At 63.2% G+C, this 23870-nt stretch carries 18 protein-coding genes, 1 tRNA gene and 3 pseudogenes; 13 read left to right on the top strand and 9 right to left on the bottom strand.

The window, feature by feature from the left end; translation table 11 throughout:
* Positions 1 to 64: 64 nt before the first annotated feature.
* Positions 65 to 1573 carry a YdgA family protein gene (locus ACTORR_RS21150; RefSeq protein WP_441343860.1) on the bottom strand — a complete coding sequence of 503 codons (1509 nt, stop codon included), beginning with the start codon at positions 1571 to 1573 and terminating at the stop codon, positions 65 to 67.
* Between the two features lie 466 nt (positions 1574 to 2039).
* Here ACTORR_RS21150 and ACTORR_RS21145 point away from each other — a divergent pair, with 466 nt between their 5' ends.
* The 4 genes and pseudogenes from ACTORR_RS21145 (at position 2040) to ACTORR_RS21130 (ending at position 6617) form a co-directional block, all read left to right on the top strand.
* Positions 2040 to 3392, top strand: a complete 1353-nt coding sequence (locus ACTORR_RS21145) for an APC family permease (RefSeq protein ID WP_054883382.1) — start codon at positions 2040 to 2042, stop codon at positions 3390 to 3392.
* Between the two features lie 66 nt (positions 3393 to 3458).
* A pseudogene (locus ACTORR_RS21140) lies at positions 3459 to 4667 on the top strand (PDC sensor domain-containing protein); the annotation flags it as partial.
* A gap of 102 nt (positions 4668 to 4769) precedes the next feature.
* On the top strand, positions 4770 to 5525 hold the full coding sequence (locus ACTORR_RS21135; RefSeq protein ID WP_390898697.1) for a methyl-accepting chemotaxis protein: 756 nt from the start codon (positions 4770 to 4772) through the stop codon (positions 5523 to 5525).
* A 132-nt stretch (positions 5526 to 5657) separates the two neighbouring features.
* Positions 5658 to 6617, top strand: a complete 960-nt coding sequence (locus ACTORR_RS21130) for a cation diffusion facilitator family transporter (RefSeq protein WP_313364649.1) — start codon at positions 5658 to 5660, stop codon at positions 6615 to 6617.
* Positions 6618 to 6625: 8 nt separating this feature from the next.
* On the opposite strand, the gene ACTORR_RS21125 is transcribed toward ACTORR_RS21130, so the two are convergent.
* From ACTORR_RS21125 to ACTORR_RS21115, 3 genes are read right to left on the bottom strand one after another with little or no spacing between them, the layout of a single operon-like run.
* Positions 6626 to 7981 carry a TolC family protein gene (locus ACTORR_RS21125; protein ID WP_313364650.1) on the bottom strand — a complete coding sequence of 452 codons (1356 nt, stop codon included), beginning with the start codon at positions 7979 to 7981 and terminating at the stop codon, positions 6626 to 6628.
* Entirely contained in the window at positions 7978 to 10032 is a 2055-nt protein-coding gene (locus ACTORR_RS21120) for a peptidase domain-containing ABC transporter (protein ID WP_390898698.1), read from the bottom strand. The genes ACTORR_RS21125 and ACTORR_RS21120 overlap by 4 nt, the downstream gene beginning before the upstream one ends.
* Positions 10033 to 10079: 47 nt before the next feature.
* A complete protein-coding gene (locus tag ACTORR_RS21115) occupies positions 10080 to 11336 on the bottom strand; it encodes an HlyD family secretion protein (RefSeq protein WP_313364651.1) in 1257 nt (418 codons plus the stop codon).
* Between the two features lie 261 nt (positions 11337 to 11597).
* Between ACTORR_RS21115 and ACTORR_RS21110 the strand changes: the two genes are divergently transcribed.
* The 9 genes and pseudogenes from ACTORR_RS21110 (at position 11598) to ACTORR_RS21070 (ending at position 20818) form a co-directional block, all read left to right on the top strand.
* A complete protein-coding gene (locus ACTORR_RS21110; protein WP_099815429.1) occupies positions 11598 to 11786 on the top strand; it encodes a bacteriocin in 189 nt (62 codons plus the stop codon).
* Between the two features lie 153 nt (positions 11787 to 11939).
* A pseudogene (locus ACTORR_RS21105) lies at positions 11940 to 12126 on the top strand (DnaB-like helicase C-terminal domain-containing protein); the annotation flags it as partial.
* A 112-nt stretch (positions 12127 to 12238) separates the two neighbouring features.
* Positions 12239 to 12492: pseudogene (locus ACTORR_RS21100) on the top strand (DUF4400 domain-containing protein); the annotation flags it as partial.
* A 409-nt stretch (positions 12493 to 12901) separates the two neighbouring features.
* Positions 12902 to 13444: a phage tail protein gene (locus ACTORR_RS21095; RefSeq protein WP_054883388.1), complete on the top strand. Its 543-nt coding sequence runs from the start codon at positions 12902 to 12904 to the stop codon at positions 13442 to 13444.
* A gap of 28 nt (positions 13445 to 13472) precedes the next feature.
* Positions 13473 to 14042: a phage tail protein gene (locus ACTORR_RS21090; RefSeq protein WP_441343859.1), complete on the top strand. Its 570-nt coding sequence runs from the start codon at positions 13473 to 13475 to the stop codon at positions 14040 to 14042.
* 39 nt (positions 14043 to 14081) lie between these two features.
* Positions 14082 to 14621 carry a phage tail protein gene (locus tag ACTORR_RS21085; protein ID WP_054883390.1) on the top strand — a complete coding sequence of 180 codons (540 nt, stop codon included), beginning with the start codon at positions 14082 to 14084 and terminating at the stop codon, positions 14619 to 14621.
* Positions 14618 to 15142, top strand: a complete 525-nt coding sequence (locus ACTORR_RS21080; protein ID WP_054883391.1) for a GNAT family N-acetyltransferase — start codon at positions 14618 to 14620, stop codon at positions 15140 to 15142. Before ACTORR_RS21085 ends, ACTORR_RS21080 begins: the two co-directional genes overlap by 4 nt.
* A 139-nt stretch (positions 15143 to 15281) precedes the next feature.
* Complete coding sequence (locus ACTORR_RS21075) at positions 15282 to 20489, top strand: putative Ig domain-containing protein (RefSeq protein WP_441343857.1); 5208 nt, start codon at positions 15282 to 15284, stop codon at positions 20487 to 20489.
* A 119-nt stretch (positions 20490 to 20608) separates the two neighbouring features.
* A complete protein-coding gene (locus ACTORR_RS21070) occupies positions 20609 to 20818 on the top strand; it encodes a hypothetical protein (RefSeq protein ID WP_054883393.1) in 210 nt (69 codons plus the stop codon).
* Between the two features lie 90 nt (positions 20819 to 20908).
* On the opposite strand, the gene ACTORR_RS21065 is transcribed toward ACTORR_RS21070, so the two are convergent.
* The 5 genes from ACTORR_RS21065 to pal all read right to left on the bottom strand — a co-directional run bounded on the left by ACTORR_RS21065 (position 20909) and on the right by pal (position 23860).
* Positions 20909 to 20984: transfer RNA gene (locus ACTORR_RS21065), tRNA-Lys, on the bottom strand.
* Between the two features lie 61 nt (positions 20985 to 21045).
* A complete protein-coding gene (gene queC / locus ACTORR_RS21060; RefSeq protein WP_054883394.1) occupies positions 21046 to 21720 on the bottom strand; it encodes a 7-cyano-7-deazaguanine synthase QueC in 675 nt (224 codons plus the stop codon).
* A 16-nt stretch (positions 21721 to 21736) separates the two neighbouring features.
* Positions 21737 to 22384, bottom strand: coding sequence for a 7-carboxy-7-deazaguanine synthase QueE (queE, locus tag ACTORR_RS21055; protein ID WP_313364655.1), 648 nt, complete (start codon positions 22382 to 22384; stop codon positions 21737 to 21739).
* Positions 22385 to 22540: 156 nt separating this feature from the next.
* On the bottom strand, positions 22541 to 23356 hold the full coding sequence (gene ybgF / locus ACTORR_RS21050) for a tol-pal system protein YbgF (protein WP_313364656.1): 816 nt from the start codon (positions 23354 to 23356) through the stop codon (positions 22541 to 22543).
* A gap of 6 nt (positions 23357 to 23362) precedes the next feature.
* A complete protein-coding gene (pal, locus tag ACTORR_RS21045; protein ID WP_023381906.1) occupies positions 23363 to 23860 on the bottom strand; it encodes a peptidoglycan-associated lipoprotein Pal in 498 nt (165 codons plus the stop codon).
* Positions 23861 to 23870: the final 10 nt, after the last annotated feature.

The following is a 23870-nucleotide window of genomic DNA, read 5'->3' as shown; positions in this document are numbered from 1 at the left end:
TCAGGCGCGAGGTGATCCCTGTGGGAGCGGCTTTAGCCGCGAAGAGGCCAGCACAGGCAGAACATCAGCCCTGCGGTTGCATGGCGGCAAAATGCGCCGCCAGCAACATGGCGAACGCTTCGACGGTCATCTTCTTGCCGTTGAAATCGACCATGCCATCGGCATAGTGCAGGCTCGACACCACATCGTTGCCCTGCACGGTGGCCAGGCCGCTCTGCAGCGCCATCATGCCGACCATCTCCCCGGCCTGGCCGGACTGCATGGCAATCGCCTGGGCATCGGTCTGCCCTTCCAGCAGCGCCTGCAAGGTCGCCAGGTCGCCGATCATCGGCTTGGACAAGGTCAGCTTGCTCTTCACTTCGGTGATCAGTTGCTTGCTCAGCTGGTCTGGCGGCAGGTCGAACGAAGCCGGGTTGGAAAAGTCCATCGACAGTTCGAAGCGGCTCTCGCCATTGGCAGTGCGCAACGCCAGGTTTTCGATCGCCAGCTTGGGCTTGGAGGCCAGCAACTGTTGCAGATCGCCGTGGAACCGGGCTTTTTCCGCCTCATCCATCTGGATTTCCGGCACCGGTTGACCGGCAGCCTGGGCCGCTTCGAACTCCGGCAGGTGGGCCTGGTACCACTTCGACAATGACTGCAAGGCCGGCGCATTGAGCGACTTGATGCTCACGCCCATCTGCACATTGCCGACCGCACGGCCATCCCAGGTGATATCAGCCACCCGATAATCCACGCGACCCGCCACGGTGTCGGGGCCATCCAGGGTCTGCTGGACAGTCTGCTGGAGCCCCTTGAGCACCAGTTCCTGCTGCTTGTCACCCAAGGTCGCCCTGGCCTGCGCCAACAGCATGTCGACCTCGCCGACGTATACGGCGTCGTGCTTGCTGGCCGTAAGGTTGCCGCCAACCTTCAGGCCCGAGAGTTCGAGGGTGGTTGGCGGCTGGTCGTCGCCGACCAGCTTCATCTCGAAGCGATCCGCGCTGCCGTGGAATTTCGACGCCTTGCCTTCCTGATCACCGCTGACCTCCAGGGTCATGCCGGAGAAGTCCAGGCTGCTGCCATTGGCCTCGGTGTGCTTGAGCGGTGCCACGGTGATGGTGCTGTCGACGTTGCCAGCAAAGCCCAGGCTGGTATGCGCGCGGATCGGCGATTGCTCGCCTGCCGCAGCGAACCACGGGGCAGTCAGGTCATCCTTCTGCAAGCTGCTGTTGCTGGCGGCCAGCACGGGCATCAGTTGCAGCGCCTTGACCCGCGACCATGGGAACGGGCCGTGTTCGATCTGGTCGGTCATGCCCAGGTCGAAGCTGAGCACTTCGCCATGGCCGAGGTTGATGTCCTTGGCCTTGAGCCGATACTGCGCCGTGCTGCTGAACAGATGCTGATCGAGGGATACCAGCTCAACCGTCATGCTGCCGCCATGATTGACCAGGGCTTTTTTGAGCTGTTCGTTGCTGCGGCTGACAGCGTTTTCCAGCTCCCCCGGCAGTTGCTTGCCGGTGTACCAGGCGCCAGCGGTGGTCACGACGGCGATGGCGATGGCCAGGCCGCAAAGAATGCCTACTGATTTCTTCATGAATAGAACCGATCGATGTCCATATGGGCAGATTCGCAGCCAATCGGCTGCGAGGGGTGCAAAAGGATATCATTGCCGCGCCAGACGAGTGACGGCCTCAAGGCAGAAAGGATGAATTTGCGAAGCGTCCGACAATCGTTCATTTTTACGAACATCGAGCTCGCTCGAAACCGCAAAAAAACGCGCAAAAATCGAACATTCAGGGTGTTTACCTAATAAATATTTCAATTTCGCAACATCTTGTCATGTTTAACTTGACGCCTCCCTACCAATCGTTTTTTATTTTCACCACCTCGCTCAGCGCCCGATCCACGAAGAAGAAAAAGTCGCGCCGTCATGATGCTCGGATGCCCCTGCCCGCACGCTTCAACCTCCTCGCCAAGGCACTGCAAGCCTGACGTCGGCGCCTAGCCCGCGCCTATCTCTGCTCCAAACAAAAAGGTGAACAACATGGAGCCACACCAGCATGCAGCATGACCACAACGCCACCGGCAACGGCCAATTCCGTAAATCCCTGCGCCTCTGGCACGTGGTCATCATCGGTCTGGCGTACCTCACGCCGATGACCGTGTTCGACACGTTCGGCATCGTGTCCGGCGTTACCAACGGCCACGTTCCCAGTGCCTATCTGCTGGCCCTGGCCGGCGTTCTGTTCACCGCTGTGAGCTACGGCACACTGGTACGCCGGTTCCCGCAGTCCGGCTCCGCCTATACCTACACCCAACGCGCCATCAACCCGCACGTTGGCTTCCTGGTCGGCTGGTCTTCGCTGCTGGACTACCTCTTGCTGCCCATGGTCAACGCCCTGCTGGCCAAGCTCTACCTTTCGGCGATGTTCCCTGAAGTGCCGGCGTGGATGTGGGTGGCCGGCTTCGTCACCCTGATCAGCCTGATCAACATGCGCAGTATCAATCTGGTCGCGCACTTCAACCTGTTGTTCGTGGTGGTGCAGCTGATGATCATGTCGGTGTTCATCTACCTGTGCATTCGCGGCCTGGGTCAGGGCGAGGGGCTGGGGAGCACCTGGAGCCTGATCCCGTTCGCCGACTCGCAGACGCAACTCAGCGCCCTGGCTGCCGGTGCAACCATCCTGTGCTTCTCGTTCCTGGGCTTCGACGCAGTGACCTGCCTGTCCGAAGAAACCAAGGAGCCAGGCAAGATCATCCCGCGGGCGATCTTCCTCACCGCCCTGATCGGTGGCGTGGTGTTCATCGCCGTGTCGTACTTCATGCAGGCCTACTTCCCGACCAACGCACGCTTCCACGACCCGGAAGCAGCATTGCCGGAAATCGCCTTGTATGTCGGTGGCAAGCTGTTCCAGTCGGTTTTCATCGCCTGCACGGTGATCAACACCATCGCCTCGGGCCTGGCTTCGCAGACCAGCGTATCGCGCCTGCTGTATGTGATGGGCCGCGACAATGTGATCCCGAGCGGCGTGTTCGCCCGCCTGCACCCGCGCTACAAGACGCCAATCGTGAACATCGCCGTGGTCGGCGTGATCGCCCTCTCGGCAATCTTCTTCGACCTGGTCACCGCCACCTCGATCATCAACTTCGGCGCCCTGGTCGCGTTCAGCTTCGTCAACTTGTCGGTGATCAGCCACTGCTACCTGCGCGAGGGCAATCGCCAGGGGCTGGCCAACAAGATGAAGTACCTGGTGCTGCCGACCATCGGCTTCTGCATCATCGCCAAGCTCTGGCTCGACCTCAACGAGAACTCGTTGATCTTCGGCGGCCTCTGGGCACTGGCGGGGCTGCTGCACCTGGCGTGGCTGACCAAGGCCTTCCGGGTCTCGCCACCGAACTACGTCGCTGATTGACTCCAGCCACCGACAACGCCCGCGCCTGAACGCGGGCGTTGTTGTTGCCCGATAAGGAAAGTCCTCATGCTGCTGCGTCGCCTGTCCATCCAGTGGAAAATCACCCTGCTCGCCGGCCTCTGCCTGCTGGTCATCGTCGCCTTGCTGGTCGCCAGCTCACTCGCCCAGTCGCGGCGCAGCGCAGCGCTGGTCAACCAGGCCAGTACCGAAATGCTCGAACACAGTGCGCGCCTGCGCCTGCAGGCCCACGCCGAAACCCAGGCGCTGCGCATTCAGCGCTACTTCATGGACGCCTACCAGTACGGTAACGGCTTCGCTCGCCTGGTACAGGTGCTCAAGGCCAAGGGCGGCACCGACCTGCGCGCCGAATTGACCCGCCAGGCCCATGCCAGCCTGGCCGGCAACCCGGACGTGATCGGCCTGTACCTGGTGTTCCAGCCCAATGCGCTCGACCATCTGGATAACCAGTTCATCGGCCAGGAGACCAGCGGCAGCAACGAAAGCGGGCGCTTCTCATTGTATTGGTCGCAACCTCGCCCAGGCACCCTGGACCTTGAGGCGATGCCCGAATCGATGCTGAACGACAATAGCCCTGGCACCAATGGCCTGGCCAGGAACCGCTGGCTGACCTGCCCGCAGGAAACCACCCGGGCCTGCGTGCTCGAACCCTACCTCGACGAGGTCAACGGCCACCAGGTGCTGATGACCAGCATCGCCCTGCCCCTGCTGGAAAACGGCAAGGTGGTGGGCGTGGTCGGTCTGGACATCGGCCTGGATAACCTCCAGCAACTGAGCCTGGATGGCCGCCAGGAGCTGTTCGATGGCCAGGGCCAGGTCAGCATCGTCAGCGCTGCCGGCCTGCTCGCCGGGCATAGCCGTGACGCCAGCAAGCTGGGCCAGCCGCTGGACAAAGAAGTGGACCAGGGCCTGCTGCGCGTCACCCGGCCGTTCGCGCCGATCCCCGACGCCACCCCGTGGCAGGTGCAACTGGAGCTGCCTGAGGCAGTGCTGCAAGCGCCGGCCCTGGCCCTCAACCAGCGCCTGGACGCTCATAACCAGAGCGCCAACCTGACCAGCCTGCTGATCGGCCTGGGCGCCGCCATCATCGGCCTGCTGCTGGTCTGGCTGACGGCGCGGGGCGTGACCCGGCCGATCCTCGCCGTGGCCGACCGGCTGAAAGACATCGCCAGTGGTGAAGGCGACCTGACCCGTCGCCTGGACTACGCCCGTCAGGACGAACTGGGCCAGCTGACAGGCTGGTTCAACCGCTTCCTCGACAAGCTCCAGCCGGTGATCGCCCAGGTCAAAGGCTCGCTGCTCGAAGCCCGCGGCACCGCCGACCAATCCGCCGCTATTGCCAGCCAGACCAGCAATGGCATGCAGCAACAGCAGCGGGAAATCGAACAGGTCGCCACCGCCGCCAACGAAATGAGCGCCACCGCCCAGGATGTCGCCCACAACGCGGCCCAGGCCGCCCAGGCTGCACGCGGCGCCGATCAGGCCAGCCGTGAAGGCTTGCAGTTGATCGCCAGCACCCGCCAGAGCATCGACCAACTGGCCATCGGCATGGACGCCGCCATGGGCGAGGCCCGAGCGCTGGAGCAGCGCAGCGAGCAGATCGGCTCGGTGCTTGAGGTGATCCGCGCAATTGCCGAGCAGACCAACCTGCTGGCCCTCAATGCCGCCATCGAAGCCGCTCGCGCAGGCGAGGCCGGGCGTGGCTTTGCCGTGGTCGCCGATGAAGTGCGCAGCCTGGCCCAGCGCACCCAGGTGTCGGTGGAAGAGATCCGCCAAGTGATCGAAGGGCTACAGCAAGGCACCCAGGACGTGGTTGGCGCCATGCATGAAGGCCAGCGCCAGGCTCAGGCCAGCGCCACGCGCATGGAGCAGGCGCTGCCCGCACTGGAGCGCATCGGCGAAGCCGTGGCGGTGATCAGCGACATGAACCTGCAGATTGCCTCGGCGGCCGAGGAGCAGAGCGCGGTGGCCGAGGAAGTGAACCGCAATGTGGCCGGGATTCGCGACGTGACCGAATCGCTCTCAGGCCAGGCGGATGAATCGGCACGCATCAGCCAGGCGCTAAATCGCCTGGCGAATCAACAGCAGGCATTGATGGAACAGTTTCGCGTCTAGCCTGTAAGGGCCTCTGCCCGCTCCCACAGGAATATCGCCCAGCGAGCTGCGCTGTATCTGTGGGAGCGGGTTCACCCGCGAAGGGGCCAGCACAGCCAACATAGAAACATCGCTATTTACCGAGCACACCCCATGCAAACCGCAACCCGTTCTTCCTTCTTCGATATCACCAGCGAACAGGGCCTGTTACGCACCTCGATCGCCGTTACCTTGTTCATCGCCACCATCGGTATCGGCTTCGGCCTGGCCTCCGGCTCTTTCTCGATCGTCTTCGACGGCGTCTATTCGCTGGTCGACGCCAGCATGAGCGGCCTGTCGCTGGTGGTGGTCAAACTGATCACCTCGCACGCCACCAGCCTGCAACTCTCGCGCAAGCTGCGCGAGCGCTTCACCATGGGCTTCTGGCACCTGGAGCCGATGGTCCTGGCACTCAATGGCATCCTGCTCAGCGGCGTCGCCATCTACGCGCTGATCAACGCAGTCAGCAGCCTGCTGCAAGGCGGCCGCCACCTGGAGTTCGGCATCGCCATGGTCTATGCGCTGCTGACCGTGGTCGCCTGCGCGACCATCGCCGTGGTGGAACATCGCGCCAACCGCAAGCTCAAGTCAGACTTCGTGCGCATGGACGTCAAAGGCTGGGTGATGTCGGCCAGCATCACCGCCGCCCTGTTGATTGCCTTCTGCTTTGGTTACGCCGTGCAGGGCACGAAATGGGAGTGGGTATCGCCGTACATCGACCCGGCGGTACTGGCACTGGTCTGCCTGGTGATCATTCCGCTGCCGCTGTCGGTGGTGCGTCAGGCGCTGTCAGAGATTTTTTTGGTGACACCGGGCGACCTCAAGCTGCATGTCGACACCATCGCCCGACAGTTCGTCGCCAGGCACGGCTTGAAGTCCTACAAGGCCTACGTGGCCAAGGTCGGGCGCTCACGCGAGATCGAACTCTATTTCATCGTGCCGGCGGACATGCCGCCGCGCTCGATCGCCGAGTGGGATGCCTTGCGCGACGAAGTCGGCGAGGCAGTCGGCGGCGAAGGCCCGGATCGCTGGATCACCGTGGTGTTCACCGGTGACCCGGCCTGGGCGGAGTAACCCCCGCGTCAATACTCGCGGCCGTCCAGCTGGCCGAGGTCAGCAGCTAGTTGCAGGCGCGCGGTGTACCAGTCGACCACCGACGCGACCCGCCGTTGCTGCGCGTTGGCCAGATCGTTCTGGGCATTGAGCAGCTCGATGATGCTGCCGACACCGGCCTTGTACCGCCCCAGCGCCACCCGGTGCGACTGACGGGCACTGGCGACCAGCCGGCGGCTGATGACCAGCGCCTGGGTGCGCGCCTCCAGGGATTGGCGGCTGCGCCAGACACTCAGGGCGATGGCCCGCTGCGCACCGTACAGGTCCTGCTCCCGCGCCGCCGCTTCCGCCTCGGCCGCCCGCGCCCGGCGGCGGGCCAGAAAGCCATCGAAGATCGGCACGCTGACCTGCACGCCCACGGTCCAGGTTTCGATCTGCTGCCGCGAGGCCACCTGTTCGACCGGCGTATCCTCATGCCGGTAGTCGCTGTACAGCGAGATAGTCGGCCGCCCCTGGGCCCGCTCCGCCTCGGCCTTGGCCAGGCTGGAGGCCCATTGGGCGCGAGCGCTGTCCACTGACGGGTGGGTCTGCCGGGCCTGCTCCATCAACGCATCGACACTTTGCATGAAGCGCGCTTCCTGGCCCTGCGGCTCGTCCAGTGCTTCCAGGCGCAGCGGCGCGGAAGGCGACAGGTTCAAAGCGCTGGCCAGCGCACCGCGGGCAATGGCCAGGTCACCTTCGGCCAACACCCGCTCCAACTGCGCCTGCTCGAAGGTGGTCTGTGCCTGCAAGCGATCAGCGCGCTCCCCTGCCCCGGCCTGGTGCTTAGCGGTGGTCACCCGCAAGCTGTCGGCCGCCAGCGCCTCGATGCTGCGCCGGGCTTCGAGCAAGGCAATGCTGGCCTGCACCTGGTAGAACGCCTTGCTGGTGCCGAGTACCACCTGCTGGATCTTTTCCACCCGACTGCTGCTGGCCGCATTGAGCAACTGGCGGGCGCTTTCCACCCTGGCGTCGCGCAGGCCGAAGTCGTACAGCACCCAGTTGAGGCTCAGCCCATAGCCGCTGGTCCGGGCGTCGAGGCTGGAGTTGGCTTCGGGAAAACCGTCATAGCGCGTTTTGCGGTTGGCCCGGCCACTGTTCGCCTGCCCCTGCAAGGTCGGCCAGTAGGCCGAGCGTTCGGCCTCCATGCTGGCCTGGTTGCTCAATTCCGTACGCCAGGCGGCCTGCAGCTCGGGGTCGGCGCACAAGGCCATGGCCACGGCGCGGGACAAGGACAGCGGCTGGTCGGCAGGCCATGGCCCGGGGCAGGCTTGCAGGGGCTGCGCGGCCTGGCCCTGAAGGCCGCACAGACAAAGCAGCATGGCCAGCATTGCGCGGCGCTTCATGATGCGCTCGTCAGCCGCCCGTCGAGCAGCGCCACCACCCGCTGGGCCGAGCGGATGGTATCCGGCCGATGGGCGACGATCACGCGGGTTATGTGCAGCGCTTCCAGCGCCTGGTTGACTGCCGCCTCGCGCTGGATGTCCAGGTGGCTGGTGGCTTCGTCGAGGAACAGCAGCTTCGGGCGGCGGTACAGCGCGCGGGCCAACAGGATACGCTGCTTCTGCCCGCCGGAGAGCACTGCACCCATGTCGCCGACCAGCGTGTTGTAGGCCATCGGCATGCGCGCGATGTCGTCATGCACGGCAGCCAGGCGTGCACACTGTTCGATCCAGGCCGGGTCGGCGTCGGTGGCGAAAAAGCTGATGTTGTCGGCGATCGAGCCGGCGAACAGCACGTCGTCCTGCAGCACCGTGGCGCTGATCCGGCGCAGCCGGCCTATCGAGCGGGCGTCGATGGGCTCGCCATCGAGCAGTACCTGCCCTTCCACCGGTACGAGGATGCCCAGCATCACGTTCAACAGCGTACTTTTGCCGCAACCTGAAGGGCCGACGATGGCCAGCGACTCACCCGGTTCGATGACCAGCGAAACGCCGTCCAGTACCCACGGCTCGTAGGCGTTATAGCGGAACCTCAGCTGACGCACTTCCAGGCGCGGCACCGGCCCTGCGTCTGCCTCCGGCAATGGCGGTGACTGCGGTTCGGCGGCCTCCAGCACAATGTCCGACAGGCGCTCACCATGCAGGCGCAGCATCACCACGTCGACCAGCTTGTCGATCAGCCCGGACACGCGGCTGTTGAACTGGTCCTTGTAGGCACTGAAAGCGATCAGCATGCCGGCGCTGAGCGCACCGTCCATCACCTGCCGGGCGCCCAGCCAGATCACCAGCAGGGTCACCAGGCCGAACAGCAAACCGTTGAAGGCGCGGTACAGCAGTTGCAGCTTCTGCGGCCGCAAACCGGCATTGATCTCGTCGATCAGCAGGCCACTCCAGGTCGTCGCGCGCTGCTCCTGATGAGCGAACAGCTTCAGCGTGCGCACGCCGCGCATGGTTTCGAGAAAATGGCTCTGCTGCCTGGCTGCATGCACCAGTTCATCTTCGCTGGCCCGTCGCAGCGGCCCGAACCAGGCCCAGCGCGCCAACCCGTAGAGCAGCATGGCAAACACCGCAATGAACGCCAACGGCGGGCTGTAGAGAAACATCAGGGCCAGCGTGACCACGGTCATCAGGCCATCGAGCAGGGCTTCGATGAACGAGGTGGTGAGGGTGCGCTGGATAGCCTTGAGCGAACTGAAGCGAGAAATGATATCGCCCAGATGGCGCCGCTCGAAGAACGCCACCGGCAGGCGTACCAGGTGGTTGAAGACATTGATCTGCCACTGGCTGCCAAGCAGCGTACCCAGGTACATCAAGGCCCACGAACGCCCCAGCGACAGCACCTGCTGGGCCAGCAGCATCAGGCCGAAGCCGATGGCCAGCACCGCCAGCAGGTCACGATCGGCGCTGACCAGCACTTTGTCGATCACCGTCTGCATGAAGAACGGCGCCAGCACCGTGCACAGCTCCAACGCCAGGCCCAGCGCCAATATCTGGGCGAATACGCCGCCAAATCCCTCGACCTTGCCCAGCAAGCGCCGCAGGGACAGCCGCGTCTTCACCACGCCTGGCTGGAAATCGCTGTGAGGCCATAGCTCCAGGGCGACGCCAGTGAAGGCCCTGGAGACCTCTTCGAGGCCAAGCTTGCACACCCCGCGCGCCGGGTCATGGATAACCACGCCCCGCGGGCCGACCTCCTTGAGCACCACGAAGTGATTGAACTCCCAGTGCAGTATGCACGGCAGACGCAATTGCGGCAGTGCCTCCAGCTCCAGACGCAGCGGTCGCGTGGCCAGGCCCAAGTGACCGGCCATGGCCATCAGTTGCTTGAGCGTGGCCCCCTTCATGGAAGGCGCGAGCTTCTGGCGCAGGCCCTGCATGTCATGCACCTGGCCGTGATAGGCGGCAACCATCGCCAGGCAGGCCTGGCCACATTCGGCAGCCTCGACCTGCAGCATCACAGGCAGCTTGCGGCCGATGCCAAAGCTAAGGGAATGGTAAAGGCTCACAAGCGTTTTCCTATGCCGCGCAGGGGCTCGAGCAACCATTCGTAGAGCGGCAACTCCTCCAGCATGATGTCCGCGTCCAGCTGCATGCCGGAGCGCAGGGGTTCTTCACCGCCGCGGGCGAACAGACTTTGCCGCTCCAGCGTGACCTTGACCCGATACAGCGGCCCTTGTTCGCGCAACGCCTCGGAGGGCACGCCAACGCTCATGACCTCGTCAGCCGGCATGGCGCTGCGGGAAACCGAGGCGACGGTACCGCGGGCCAGGCCAAAATGCTGGTAGGGGAAGGCCTGGTAGCGCAGCAGCACCGCATTCCCTGGCCGCACGAAGCCGGCCGAGCGGCTGGGCACATGGAGCTCCGCATAAAGGCGGCTGTCCTGCGGTACCAGGCTAAGCAGCGGGCGGCCGGTATCGGCGCGCGCCCCGTTGACCACGCCTAGCGCCGCCACCTCCCCGGCCACCGGGGCGGTGATCATCACTTGGCGCTTGACCTCGCTTTCCAGCAGGCTGCTCTGGCTCTCCAGCAGCCGGCGCTGCAGCTCCGCCATCTGCTTGGTCTGCTGGTAAGGCAATTCGGCAAGTTCGGCGCGCAACGCGGCGCTTTCGTTGCGCAGGGCCAGCAGCGAGCGGTTCAGTTCTTCAGCGCGCAGGCGCATTTCCAGCACGGCATCCTGGCGGGCCTGGAGCAGGTCACGGGAAACGAAGTCCTGACGTTGCAGCTCGGCGTAGCGTTCGGCGATCCCTTGGGCCAGCGCCAGGCGCTGGCGAGTCAGGGCAATCTGCGCGGAGACTTTTTCCTGTTCACCTTCCAGCATGCCGAGGCGACGGGTCTTGCCCTCACGTTCTTGCTGGTGGAGCACGCGGGTTTCGGCAATTTCGTCGGCCAGGCTGTTGTTGCGCCTGGCAAGCAGGCGACTGATGGCATCCTGGTTGGCAGCTGCCTCACCGTTGCGGGTGTCACTGGCCAGGGTCAACAGGACCTGTCCCGCCTTGACGTGCTCGCCATCGCTGATCTGAAGGTCCTGCACCACTCCAATCTGCGGGGCGAAGACCTTGATCACTCCGGCCTCGGGCACCAGCACGCCGCTCACGGCTTCACGCCGCGTGTAGCTGGCAAAGGTGATGAACAGGCCTACGGCAATGCAGAACAGCAGCGCACAGGCGCTGGCGATGCGCAAGGAGGGTGGCGATACCAATATCACGCTGCCCAGGTCGTTGCGGGCCCCTGATTGCAGTGCTTCCTTACGAAATAGCATTCCCTGGCCTACTACTGGCAGTTGCGAAATCGCCCGCAGCAAGTCCGGCATCGGGCCAGGCCAGACTAATCAAGCCAGTCACAACGGGCACTAGTACAGATGCACTAGTGCGCGACGCAGCGAGAACGGCATCACATTGTGGCACTAGGACACTAGGTCACCCGTGCTATTGCTTCAAGCGGCAGCCCCTTCACATGATTTGCCAGGTCCGGTAAACGCTTTGCCGGTGACGGAACAACACAACTTGAAGAGGACTCATCCGTGAATACCGAACTTGAAAACCTGCGCACACTCGACGATGACGAACTGGAACAGGTCAGTGGTGGCATTTCAGCTTTTGGCTACCACGCCGATGCCAGCGTCGTTAACTATGGCCAAGGCTCGATCTTGCATGTGAGCTGGGGCAGCAACGGCGGCAAGTACAACTTCTTCGAACTGAAGCTGTGCTGATTGGCCAGGCCCGCAGCCTTTGAGGGTGTGGGCCTTTGCCGTTCTACAAGGCCCAGAACGACAAAGCCCGCGACCATTGCTGGTTGCGGGCTTTGTGTTACTGCATAGGGTGGGTCGTATAGGATTCGACCCAACGCCGTGCACATCCTGAAGGGTTATGGGGACCGGCTTGTCATTGATAACACCGCAAGCCTGACACCACAGCCATCGGGCCAAGGTCCGACGAGCCAGCCGCCGCTTCGGCAAACCGTGCCTCATCCTCGCTGATTACCTCCAGATGATGACGTGCTCCGGTCAGGAGAATCGAGCCAATGAGATCAGCGTCATCTGCCGTTCGCTGAGCCAGGCCACATGGCCGGGGGCAAGGTTCACATCAACCTGCACGCCGACGAATTCAACGAGCTGATCGGGGACGAGTTCATCCCGATGGTGAACAAAGCGGCGGGGCGGGCATTCCGCTGTCCGCCATGGCCGCGTTCACCGGCCTGGTCGATGGCCTGGCTCGCCGTGATCTGCGGCGGTTCGGCGTGGGACGAGAGTCGAGCTACCTCTACCGCAAGGCCCGCGGAACGATCATCCCGCTGGCCATCTTTCCCTGGACGTTCTACCTGGCCCTCCCAATCAGCATCAGCGCGATGCTGGTTCTGCTCCCCTGCGCGGCTTATCCGTGAGCATTACCGCCGCGAGCTTCAAGAAGGATTTGTAAACATGATGCGTTCGGTGGCAACGGAGGTGTTTGAGCCATTTGACGACACCTGCAAAAACGAGTCCTTCTGAATAATGACGACCGGTGATTATCAACGACGCCTCCTGAAACAGTCGTTTTAAAATTCAAGTACTCTTACCCTTACAAAATGATGGCATTTACCCACTACGCCGCGTTAGGATCCACTCATTCCAGGGGCGCCCGCACACATGCCCCTGCGGCCCTACATACGCCACTGCCCGGTAACCAAGGAAGGATTACTCCCCACACGACCAGATCGTCGATGTCGGCTTTCCAGCCAAAGCGGTAACTAGCTTATTCATCTGTTTCGAAGTACGTATCGCCTGCCTCGCGCCTCGAGGCGGGTATTCCTAGTGCGCGCAGTACGAGTAAACGGAGACTTGAAAGCATGGATAACTTCCTGGGCGAAATCCGCCTGTTCAGTTGGACTGTCATTCCCAGGTACTGGCTGCCTTGCGATGGCCGATTGTTGCCGATCCAGACCTACGCAGCACTGTACTCGCTGCTGGGCGTACAGTACGGCGGCGACGGTAGGAACACCTTCGGCCTGCCCGACCTGCGCGGGCGGGTCGCCGTGGGCATCAATAATAATCCTGCGGCCGGCACTGTTCGCCCGATGGCCCAGATAGGTGGAGCAGAGGAGGTCATGGTGCCGGCCTCTGCACTCTTCGCCCACAGCCACACCGTTCAGGTGAGCAATAACAGCATGGGCAATAGCGGGCCGCAGGGCCGCTATCCGGGAACCAACGCCAACGCAAATTCCACCCCAGTGCAACCGACCTACGTCACCGCTGATAAAACCAAGCTGGTGGCCCTTAACTCCAATACCGTCGGCACTACGGCACAGACGCCGGTGCCCAACATGCAGCCCTCTCTCTGCCTGAGCTACTGCATCGCGACTCAGGGTGCCTACCCGATGCGCCAGTACTAAACGATCACAACCTTCAAAGGGGCAAGCCATGACTGACTACTTCATCGGGGAAATCCGGATGTTCGCGGGCGACTTCCCACCTGTCGACTGGGTTCCGTGTGACGGCAGGCTGCTGCAGATCAACGACTATCAGGCATTCTATTCGCTGGTCGGCACTACCTATGGCGGCGACGGCCGGCATACCTTCGGCGTTCCCGACCTGCGTGGCCGGGTCGCCGTTGGCACCGGCACGGGCATTGATGAGACGAAAAAAAGCCTGACACCTCGAACGATCGGACAAATTCCGGGCACCGAGCAAGTCGCCTTGACTACTTCCAATACTCCCGCCCATAGCCACGCGTTCTACGTCACCAATTCGCCTGCCGATAGCGCGGCGCCAGCCGACAACACGCAAAAGAATATCCGTACATTCGGTGCTTTCACCAAGGACGGCCAGGTCAGGGGCCTGTACAGCACCAGCACCACTGCGCCCGTGACGTTGAACCCGGGCGCGCTGGTAACGACAGGCGGCAAAGGCTTGTCCCACGACAATATGATGGCGTCACGCGCCATCAACTACATCATCGCTGTCGCTGGGCTCTACCCGAGCCAAGGCTGACGCCGCGCACTTGCCCGCACACTTCCAGGAAAATCGTTCATGGACGCATTCACCGGCGAAATCAGGCTCTTCCCCTACGCTTTCATTCCCAGCGGCTGGCTGCTGTGTGACGGATCGTCGCAAGCGGTCCAGTCATTCCCTGCGCTGTACTCGGTGATCGGCAACAAGTACGGCGGCGACACTACCAAGTTCAACCTGCCCGACCTCAACGGCCGGGTAGCCATGGGCATGGGCGCAAACCCGAGCCTGACCTCGCGCCCGCTCAACAGTGGCGTAGGTGCCGACGCAGTAACGCTGACCTATGACAACTTCGCCCCGCATACCCATACCCTCAATGCCCAGCCTGGCACTGATTTCGCCTCGGGCGTGGACATACCGACCAACCAGACCTACCTTGCGCAGCCGCGTAACACATTGTTGTACAGCGCAACCGCGGGCAACGCAGAGTTCACCCTGGCCGCCGAGACTATCGGCCAGAGCGGCAGCAACACTGGCGGCGGTCAGCGCTCGCTCATGCAGCCCTACCTGACCTTGGCCTATTGCATATGCCAAGACGGCATTTACCCGCAAAGACAATGAGTGGCGAGCTGCTGACCGAGTACCTCCAGCGCCATGCCTGCCTCGGTCTCGACCTGCGCCAGCAGGCCGAGACCGACGGCGGCCTGCTGCGAGCCCTGTTCGTTGCCCGGCGTGCGGCCGAGTTTGCCGCCGCACCGTGGAGCGATGCGCAGCGCGAGGCATTCCTGCATGCCCAGGCCGACCTGCAAGGCCGCCACTATGCCCAGCACTACCCGATGGCCCACTTCCTGATCATCGAACAGGCTGGCCAGGCGATTGGCCGGCTCTGCCTGAATGAAAGCGAAACTGACATGCGGGTGGTCGACATCGCACTGCTACCTGCCTGGCAGGGCCTGGGCATCGGCAGCGCCGTGCTGGACGCAGTACTGACACTGTGTGACGGCCTCTGCAAAGCGTGCACCCTCAGTGTTGACCTGACCAACCCGGCCCAGGCGCTTTACCTGCGCCTGGGCTTCGAGGTCTGTGCCGACCAGGGCCTGTACCTTCAGATGCGTCGACAACCCTCAACCGCACACCCTTGAGCGACCCACGCGACGGAACACGTACATGGACAGTTAGCCCTCCTGCCACTCATCGGCAACCAACGATCGCTGGCCATGCCAGCCTGATTCTCTCTAGGACCTCAGCCGATCGATGATCGGCCAACGGCAGGATGTCCCCATGACCCGCCCACGCGTGTTCCCCCGCCCCCGGCTGTATAGCCTGTTCTGCTTCCTGTGGCTGCTGGCCCTGGCGTCGCTCCTACCCGCCCAGGCCGGCGCTATGACCTTCTCTCCGCCTAGCGGCACGAACCTGGGCAGCTACGCGCCAGGCCAGAACCTGAGCATTGGCTTGAGCGTGAGCGGCGGGACCTTACCGATGACTGGGTGGTATGACTGTAACGCCGGCGGGACCAACTGCCTGCCCACCGGCCTGGTCATCGATGAGTCGGACAACAGCACCACCACGACCATCCACGGCATCACGAACGTAGCACCGGGCACCTACAACTTCAGTGTTCTGGTGTACGACCGCTTCACCATGGAAGTGGCGAACTACAGCATCACCATCACCGGCGCCGGCCCAAGCGTGACCGCTCTGTCCCCTTCATCGGGCAGTACCAGTGGCGCCAACAGCGTAATCATTACGGGTAGTGGATTCACAAGCGTTACGGGAGTGAAATTCGGTACCACACCGGCCACCGCGTTCACGGTCAACAGCAGCACCCAGATCACCGCGACAGCGCCCGGTCACACCGCTGGCGTCGTCGACGTGACGGTATCTACGGCAGGCGGCACCTCGCTAACCAGCAGTGCCAGCCAGTACACCTACCTCGCCCCCCCCACTGCCGGCGCTGTCAGCGCCACGGTGGCCGCCAACAGCACCAGCAACCCAATCACCCTGAACCTCAGCGGCGGTGCCGCCACCTCGGTGGCGGTTGCCAGCAATGCCAGCCACGGCACGGCAGTCGCCAGCGGCACTACCATCACCTACACGCCAACGGCCGGCTACTCGGGCGCCGATACCTTCACCTACACCGCCACCAACGCCTCTGGTACTTCGACGCCGGCCAGCGTGACCCTCACGGTGTCGAAGCCGACACTGGCGATCACCCCGGCCAGCCTGCCGAGCGGTACCGCCGGCAGTGCCTACAACCAGACCTTGGCCAGCGACGCCGGTACTGCGCCGTACACTTATGCGCTGGTCTCCGGCACGCTGCCGCCAGGAGTAACGTTCTCCAGTGCTGGCGTGTTCAGCGGCACCCCAAGCGGCAGCGGCACTTTTAACTTCAGCATCAGCAGCACCGACCAGTACGGTGCCACCGGCAGCAACAGCTACACCGTTACCATCGCTGCACCGAGCATCAGCCTGGCACCGGCGACCCTGCCCAATGGCAATTATGGTGCACCGTACAGCCAAGCCGTGAGCGCCAGCGGCGGTAACGGCAGCTACACCTACAGCGTCGTTGCGGGCAGCCTGCCGACTGGGCTGGCCCTGGCATCCGGCGGCGCCTTGGCCGGCACACCCAGCGCGCCAGGCTCTTACACCTTCACCCTGCAAGCCACCGATGGCAACCTGTTCAGTGGCCAACAGGCGTACACCATCGTCATCGCCAGCCCGACCCAGTCCCTAATACCGGCCAGCCTGCCCAATGGCAACGCTGGCAGCTCTTACAACCAGACCTTCACCGCCAGCGGGGGTATCGCGCCGTACAGCTACGCCATCACCAGCGGAGCTTTACCCAGTGGCCTCAGCCTTTCTTCCACCGGCACGCTGAGCGGTGTGCCTACCGCCTCCGGCTCCACCAGTTTCACGGTGCAAGCCAGCGATGCCAACCTGCAGACCATCTCAACTGCCTATACGCTCATCATCAATGCCCCCACTGTCAGTGTCGGCCCGACCACCCTCCCTGAGCCCGTGCTGGGTGTGGCCTACAGCCAGACGTTAAGCGCCAGTGGCGGTACGGCGCCTTACAGCTTCGCGGTCACCAGCGGCGCACTGCCCAGCGGCCTGAGCCTGAGCGCTGCCGGGGTGATCTCGGGTACGCCGACGAATACCACACCGGCTAACTTCACCATCACCGCTACCGACAGCCTCACCTTTACCGGCGCGCGGGCCTATAGCGTCACGATCGACACGCCCGCACCAGTGGCCGGCAACGTCAGCCTCACCGTGATGGCAAACACCATAAGCAACCCAATCACCCTGAACCTCAGTGGCGGTGCCGCCACCTCGGTGGCGGTTGCCAGCAATGCCAGCCACGGCACGGCAGTCGCCAGCGGCACTACCATCACCTACACGCCAACGGCCGGCTACTCGGGCGCCGATACTTTCACCTACACCGCCACCAACGCCTCTGGTACTTCGACGCCGGCCAGCGTGACCCTCACGGTATCGAAGCCGACACTGGCGATCACCCCGGCCAGCCTGCCGAGCGGTACCGCCGGCAGTGCCTACAACCAGACCTTGGCCAGCGACGCCGGTACTGCGCCGTACACTTATGCGCTGGTCTCCGGCACGCTGCCGCCAGGAGTAGCGTTCTCCAGTGCTGGCGTGTTCAGCGGCACCCCAAGCGGCAGCGGCACTTTTAACTTCAGCATCAGCAGCACCGACCAGTACGGTGCCACCGGCAGCAACAGCTACACGGTAAACATCGCTGCACCGAGCATCAGCCTGGCACCGGCGACCCTACCCAATGGCAACTATGGTGCACCCTACAGCCAAGCCGTGAGCGCCAGTGGCGGTACGGCGCCTTACAGCTTCGCGGTCACCAGCGGCGCACTGCCCAGCGGCCTGAGCCTGAGCGCTGCCGGGGTGATCTCGGGTACGCCGACGAATACTACACCGGCTAACTTCACCATCACCGCTACCGACAGCCTCACCTTTACCGGCGCGCGGGCCTACAGCGTCACGATCGACGCGCCCGCACCAGTGGCCGGCAACGTCAGCCTCATTGTCATGGCAAACAGCAGCAGCAACCCGGTCACCCTCGCCCTCAGTGGCGGCCCTGCCGCGTCGGTGGCGATTGCCAGCAACCCCAGCAACGGCGTGGCCAGCGTCACCGGCACCAGCATCACCTTCACCCCCAACTCCGGTTTCGCCGGTAGCGACAGTTTCAGTTACACCGCTACAGGTGCAGGCGGTACTTCGAGTGCCGCCACGGTATTGGTCACCGTGCAGGCGCCGAGCATTACGCTGACACCTGCCAACCTGCCTGGCGCCACGGTCAGCACAGCCTATTCACAGATCATCAGCGCCAGTGGTGGTAGTGCGCCGTACAGCTACAGCCTGAGCAGCGGCGCCCTGCCACAAGGCCTCTCGCTGTCCAACAGCGGCAACCTCAGCGGCACCCCTACCGCTTCCGGCAACGCTACCTTCACCGTGATGGCCACCGACAATACTGGCTTCACCGGTAACCAAGCCTACACCCTGACCGTCGCCAGCCAGGCGCCGGTGGCAGGCGCAGTCAGCGCTACGGTAACGGCGAACAGCTCGGCCAACCCGATCACCCTCAACCTCAGCGGCGACGCAGCCAGCAGCGTGGCGGTAAGCAGCAGGCCGAGTCATGGCACAACATCAGTCAGCGGCCTCACCATCAGCTATACGCCAACCGCCGGCTACTCCGGTAGCGACAGCTTCAGCTACACCGCCACCGGTGCGGGGGGCACCTCAGCGCCCGCCACCGTGACCCTCACCGTGTCCGCGCCGACGCTGACTATCAGTCCGGCCACCCCGGGTCTAGGCGATGCCACCCTGGGCACTGCCTACAGTGCCAACCTGGCCGCCAGCGGCGGCACCGCCCCCTACACCTACACCCTAGGCAGCGGCAGCCTGCCGGCAGGGCTGACCCTCGATGGGAGTACCGGGACCATCAGCGGTACACCGACCACCGTTGCCACCAGCACTTTCACCATCACCGCCAGCGACGCCCACGGCGCCACCGGCATTCGCAGCTACAACCTTCAGGTGCTGGCCCAGGCGATCGTGGTGCCGCCATCCAGTGAAACCCTGGCGGCTGGGCAGAGTGCCAATGTCAACCTGACCCGCGGCGCCAGCGGTGGCCCGTTCCTGCGCGCACGGTTGTTGAGCGTGACGCCGGCGTCGGCCGGCCGGGCCAGCATGAGTGGTCCGTTCACCCTGAACTTCGTCCCCGCGGCGGCGTTCGCCGGCACCGCAGTGGTGACCTTCAGCCTGCAGAACACGGGTGGCAGCCAAGCCAACAGCAGCGTCACCTTTACCATACAGGCACGCCCCGACCCCACCCGCGACCCCGAAGTGATTGGCCTGCTCAACGCCCAGTCGCGCGCCGCCGAGCGTTTTGCCAGCACTCAGATGGACAACTTCAACCGCCGGCTGGAGCAGTTGCACCGCCCCACCTGCGACCGTGATTCATTCAATGCCAGCGTGCGCCATGGCCGCGACGACGTTAGCCTGGGCGGGCTGGGCAAGGCCTTGCGCGACGAGCTTGAGGGCAACGGCGAGGGCGATGATGACGAGCAACGGCGCCAGGAGAAAGACAGCACGCGCGCCAGCTCCGGTGAATGCCGCGAAGAGGCCTTGGCGTTCTGGACCGATGGTTTCGTCAATACCGGTTCCAACCGTGCCCGGGGCGTCCAGGACAACAGCTTCACCACCTATGGCCTGAGCGCCGGCCTGGATTACCGGCTATCGCCACAGACAGTGGTCGGCGTTGGTTTCGGATACGGCAACGACCGCGCCGACATCGGCGAACATGACACCCGCAGCGAGGGCGATGCTCTGGGCCTGGCGGCCTACCTCAGCGTCAATCCCGTGTCCGAGATGTACGTCGATGCGCTGCTGGGATACAACCGGATCCGCTTTGATTCGCGACGCTATGTCACCGCCGACCCGTCCAACGGCTACGCCCACGGTTCGAGGGATGCCGACCAGCTGTTCGCCTCGCTCACTGCCAGCTACGAGTACCGCCACGGCGCCCTGTCGCTGGCACCTTATGCGCGCGTCAACGGCAGCTACACCCGACTCGATGCGTTCAGCGAGCGCGGCGGGGGCGTATATGGGTTGTCGTATGAAGAGCAGGACCTGCGCTATTTCACCTCGTTCCTGGGGCTGCGCTCGGGCTACGACATCCACACGGGCATCGGTGTGCTGACGCCACGGGTTGGCCTAGCCTGGGGCCACAACTTCAGCCGCAACGAGGATTACCGCATGCGCTACACCGACCAGGGTAGCGACGGACTGCTGTATCGACTCTCGCCCGATACGCTGGACAGCAACTTCATGGACCTGGATACCGGGCTAGATCTGAACCTTGGCCGCACATGGCGCCTGGGGCTGTCTTACAAAACCGCGCTGGGTACCAACGAGCGCAACGAGATGTTCCGCATCGGAGTAGACGCAAGGTTCTAAGAACGCTATGAAACTGAGGCCTGGTTGGGCGATGCCAGGTAACTCCGCGATGGGGCCGCCTTGCGGTCCCATTGTCTCGGCATCCTGCTGCCCATAGTCAGTCTTGCCAGAGCCCTGCAGTGAACAAGTACTTTCTCTATCAGGTGTCAGCGCGCCGCATTCTCTTCGGTTCGCTGTTCGCCATTACAGGCAGTTTCCTGACCGTTCCCACGGCCGAGGCTGAAAGGGCGTCCGAGCAAACCAGAGGTAGTGCTTACGCTAGCTTGACCAACGAAAAAGCCCGCGAACCAATGCAGGCTGCGGGCTATTTCATATGGACATCACGGTGAAGCGAGCCTAAGGTTCGCCTCAAACGGCTGCAAGACTAGAAACTGGCTCTGGCAAGCCCCCTCTCTAGTACTCACGAACCGCTTTGCATATGGTGGGTCGTGTAGGATTCGAACCTACGACCAATTGGTTAAAAGCCAACTGCTCTACCAACTGAGCTAACGACCCGCTGGTTGGCGCGTATAATACTGATTTCTAACGGGAAATCAATACCCGAGCCAACCTTTTGTCAGAAGTAGCGGGTTGGATCTGCTACGCCCGCCGCCTTGAAACCATCGGCACGCAGGCGGCAGCTGTCGCATTTGCCACAGGCTTGGCCTTCATCATTGGCCTGGTAGCAGGACACCGTCAGGCTGTAGTCCACGCCTCGGGCGATACCCGCCTGCACAATCTGCGCCTTGCTCATGTTCTGCAGCGGCGCCTGGATGCGGAAGCCCTGCCCTTCTACACCGGCCTTGGTGGCCAGGTTGGCCATGCGCTCGAACGCCTCGACGAACTCGGGGCGGCAATCCGGGTAGCCGGAGTAGTCCACTGCGTTGACGCCGATAAAGATGTCACGCGCCTCCAGCACTTCCGCCCACCCCAGTGCCAGCGACAGGAACACGGTGTTGCGGGCCGGCACGTAGGTGACGGGAATACCCTCGCCCGGAGACTCCGGCACATCGATGCTGCTGTCGGTCAGGGCCGAGCCACCGATACCATCGAGGTTGAGGCCAATGACCTTGTGTTCGACCACGCCCAGGTCACGGGCGACGCGGGCGGCGGCGTTCAGTTCGGCGCGATGGCGCTGGCCATAGTCGAAGCTCATGGTGTAGCAGCTGTAGCCTTCGGCCTTGGCCATGGCCACCACCGTGGCCGAATCGAGGCCGCCAGACAGCAGGATTACTGCGCGTTTATCAGTCATCTGTTTCACTCCTCAATCAACGTCCGGGTTCGTCGTTCCACAGCAGCTTGTGCAGCTGCATCTGGAAACGCACGGGCAGGTTGTCGGCGACGATCCAGTCGGCCAGGTCGGTCGCGCTCACCTGGTGATGGCTGGGCGAGAACAATACCTCGCCCGCGCGTTGGGCCAGGTTGTACTGGATCAGCTTGGACACTGCCCAGTCGTAGTCATCGCGGGAACAGATGACGAACTTGACCTGGTCGTTGCGGGTCAGCTGCTCGATGTTCTCGTAGCGGTTGCGGTGCGACTCTTCCGACCCTGGGGTCTTGAGGTCGACCACGCGGCTGACGCGCACATCGGTGCCCGAGATATCGAGGGCGCCGCTGGTCTCCAGCGACACTTCGTAGCCGGCATCGCACAGGCGCTGCAGCAGCGGCAAGGCGTTCGGCTGGGCCAACGGCTCGCCGCCAGTGACGCAGACGTAACGCGGCTTGAAGCCGGCCACCTGCTCAAGGATCGAATCGAGGGTGCGAATGGTGCCACCAGTGAAGGCGTAGGCGCTGTCGCAGTACTGGCAGCGCAGGGGGCAACCGGTCAGGCGCACGAATACCGTGGGCAGCCCAGCCGTTCGTGTTTCACCCTGCAAAGAGTAAAAGACTTCGGTGATGCGTAATGTGTCTTGCATGTTCGCCACGGGCGTGACAGCTAAACAGGCTGTCCGCCTCCGTCAGGCACTGTCGCGGACTCGACATGGCGTTATCCGCTACAGCGTGTTTATAAAAGGGCAGTGATTCTAACGAAAAAACCCGCAACAGGCGCGGGTTTCTTGCAAAGGTACAACTTAAAGCTTCTGCAGGTCGCGTTGCGCCAGTTGCGCGGCTGAGGTGCCGGGGTACTGGGTGATGACCTGTTGCAGGATGCCCTTGACCTTGTCGGTGTGGCCCATGCGGCGCTCGACGTCAGCCAGCTTGTACAGCGAATCTGGCACCTTGCTGTGCTTGGGGTACTTCTGGCTGACCTGGGCGAACGCCTGGCTGGCCGCTGGCAGGTCGCCCTTGGCCAGGTTCACCTCACCCAGCCAGTACTGGGCGTTGCCGGCGTACTGACTGTTCGGGTACTTGCGCAGGAAGGCGTTGAACGCCTGGCTGGCCTTGTCGAAGTCCTTCTGCTTGATCTGGTCGAAAGCGGCGTCGTAGTAGAGCTTTTCTTTCGCCGGATCACCGGGCTCGCTGCTGGCGGCCGGTTGTTGTGCAGCAGCGCCAGCGGCACCTGCTGCGGCACCGGCGGCGGCATTGGATGCACCACCGGTGGAGGAATTGTCTGGGGTCGCGGCAGGCGCGGCACCACTGTTGATACGACGATCAAGATCCTGGTAACGCTCCAGGTTTTCCTGCTTCATGCGCGACACATCGTTTTGCAACTCTTCGATGATGCCTTGCTGACGGGAAAGTTGATCCTGCATCTGTTGCAGCTGCATGAACAGCTGGCCCTGTGCCGAAGCAGGGGTCGAAGCCCCTGCGCCGACATAGGCGCCGCTCGTGCCATAACCGGAAGGTGGGTAAGCACCCCCGTTGTCATCAACTACAGGAACCGCAGCCCACGCCGAGAGCGGAAGGCTGAGTGCGAGGACGGTTACAGCACGACGGCACATACGCATAAGAACTTACTTACGCAGTTCTACGCGACGGTTCTGAGCCCAGGACTGCTCGTCGTTGCCGGTGGCAACTGGACGCTCTTCGCCGTAGGAAACCAGTTCCAGCTGAGCAGGGGAAACACCCTGCAGAACCAGGTAGCGCTGAACGGCTTTCGCACGACGCTCACCCAGAGCCATGTTGTACTCGCGGGTGCCGCGCTCGTCGGTGTTGCCTTCCAGGACAACGCGGTTGCCGTTGGCTTTCAGGTCCTTGGCGTGAACGTCCAGAGCGCGCATGGCTTCTGGCTTCAGGTCCGAGCTGTCGTATTCGAAGTAGAAGGTGGTGATTGCGCGCAGGGCAGCTTCTTCGCTCAGGGAGCCGTCAACTGCGCCAGTGTTGGCACCGTAGCCAGCGTTCGGGTCAACAGCGCCTTCACCAGCGTTGTCACCGCCTTTCGAGGAGCAACCTACAGCTACGGCCATGGCCAGAGCCAGCGCAGCAAATTTACCAAACTTCAGCATTTCCATCGTGAAACTC

The organism is Pseudomonas sp. SAR267, assembly GCF_052077595.1.
Classification (GTDB): domain Bacteria; phylum Pseudomonadota; class Gammaproteobacteria; order Pseudomonadales; family Pseudomonadaceae; genus Aquipseudomonas; species Aquipseudomonas vlassakiae.
This window is presented reverse-complemented; position numbering and strand designations above follow the sequence as displayed.

Bases quoted from the DNA above. Each gene is read 5' to 3' on its own strand.
- queC (WP_054883394.1), bottom strand. From the start codon at position 21,720: ATGACTGATAAACGCGCAGTAATCCTGCTGTCTGGCGGCCTCGATTCG.
- ACTORR_RS21130 (WP_313364649.1), top strand. From the start codon at position 5,658: ATGCAAACCGCAACCCGTTCTTCCTTCTTCGATATCACCAGCGAACAG.
- ACTORR_RS21115 (WP_313364651.1), bottom strand. From the start codon at position 11,336: ATGCTATTTCGTAAGGAAGCACTGCAATCAGGGGCCCGCAACGACCTG.
- ACTORR_RS21090 (WP_441343859.1), top strand. From the start codon at position 13,473: ATGACTGACTACTTCATCGGGGAAATCCGGATGTTCGCGGGCGACTTC.
- ACTORR_RS21080 (WP_054883391.1), top strand. From the start codon at position 14,618: ATGAGTGGCGAGCTGCTGACCGAGTACCTCCAGCGCCATGCCTGCCTC.
- ACTORR_RS21150 (WP_441343860.1), bottom strand. From the start codon at position 1,573: ATGAAGAAATCAGTAGGCATTCTTTGCGGCCTGGCCATCGCCATCGCC.
- ACTORR_RS21075 (WP_441343857.1), top strand. From the start codon at position 15,282: ATGACCCGCCCACGCGTGTTCCCCCGCCCCCGGCTGTATAGCCTGTTC.
- pal (WP_023381906.1), bottom strand. From the start codon at position 23,860: ATGGAAATGCTGAAGTTTGGTAAATTTGCTGCGCTGGCTCTGGCCATG.
- ACTORR_RS21120 (WP_390898698.1), bottom strand. From the start codon at position 10,032: ATGCTGCAGGTCGAGGCTGCCGAATGTGGCCAGGCCTGCCTGGCGATG.
- ACTORR_RS21125 (WP_313364650.1), bottom strand. From the start codon at position 7,981: ATGAAGCGCCGCGCAATGCTGGCCATGCTGCTTTGTCTGTGCGGCCTT.
- ACTORR_RS21135 (WP_390898697.1), top strand. From the start codon at position 4,770: ATGCAGCAACAGCAGCGGGAAATCGAACAGGTCGCCACCGCCGCCAAC.
- ACTORR_RS21145 (WP_054883382.1), top strand. From the start codon at position 2,040: ATGCAGCATGACCACAACGCCACCGGCAACGGCCAATTCCGTAAATCC.
- queE (WP_313364655.1), bottom strand. From the start codon at position 22,384: ATGCAAGACACATTACGCATCACCGAAGTCTTTTACTCTTTGCAGGGT.
- ACTORR_RS21095 (WP_054883388.1), top strand. From the start codon at position 12,902: ATGGATAACTTCCTGGGCGAAATCCGCCTGTTCAGTTGGACTGTCATT.
- ACTORR_RS21085 (WP_054883390.1), top strand. From the start codon at position 14,082: ATGGACGCATTCACCGGCGAAATCAGGCTCTTCCCCTACGCTTTCATT.
- ybgF (WP_313364656.1), bottom strand. From the start codon at position 23,356: ATGCGTATGTGCCGTCGTGCTGTAACCGTCCTCGCACTCAGCCTTCCG.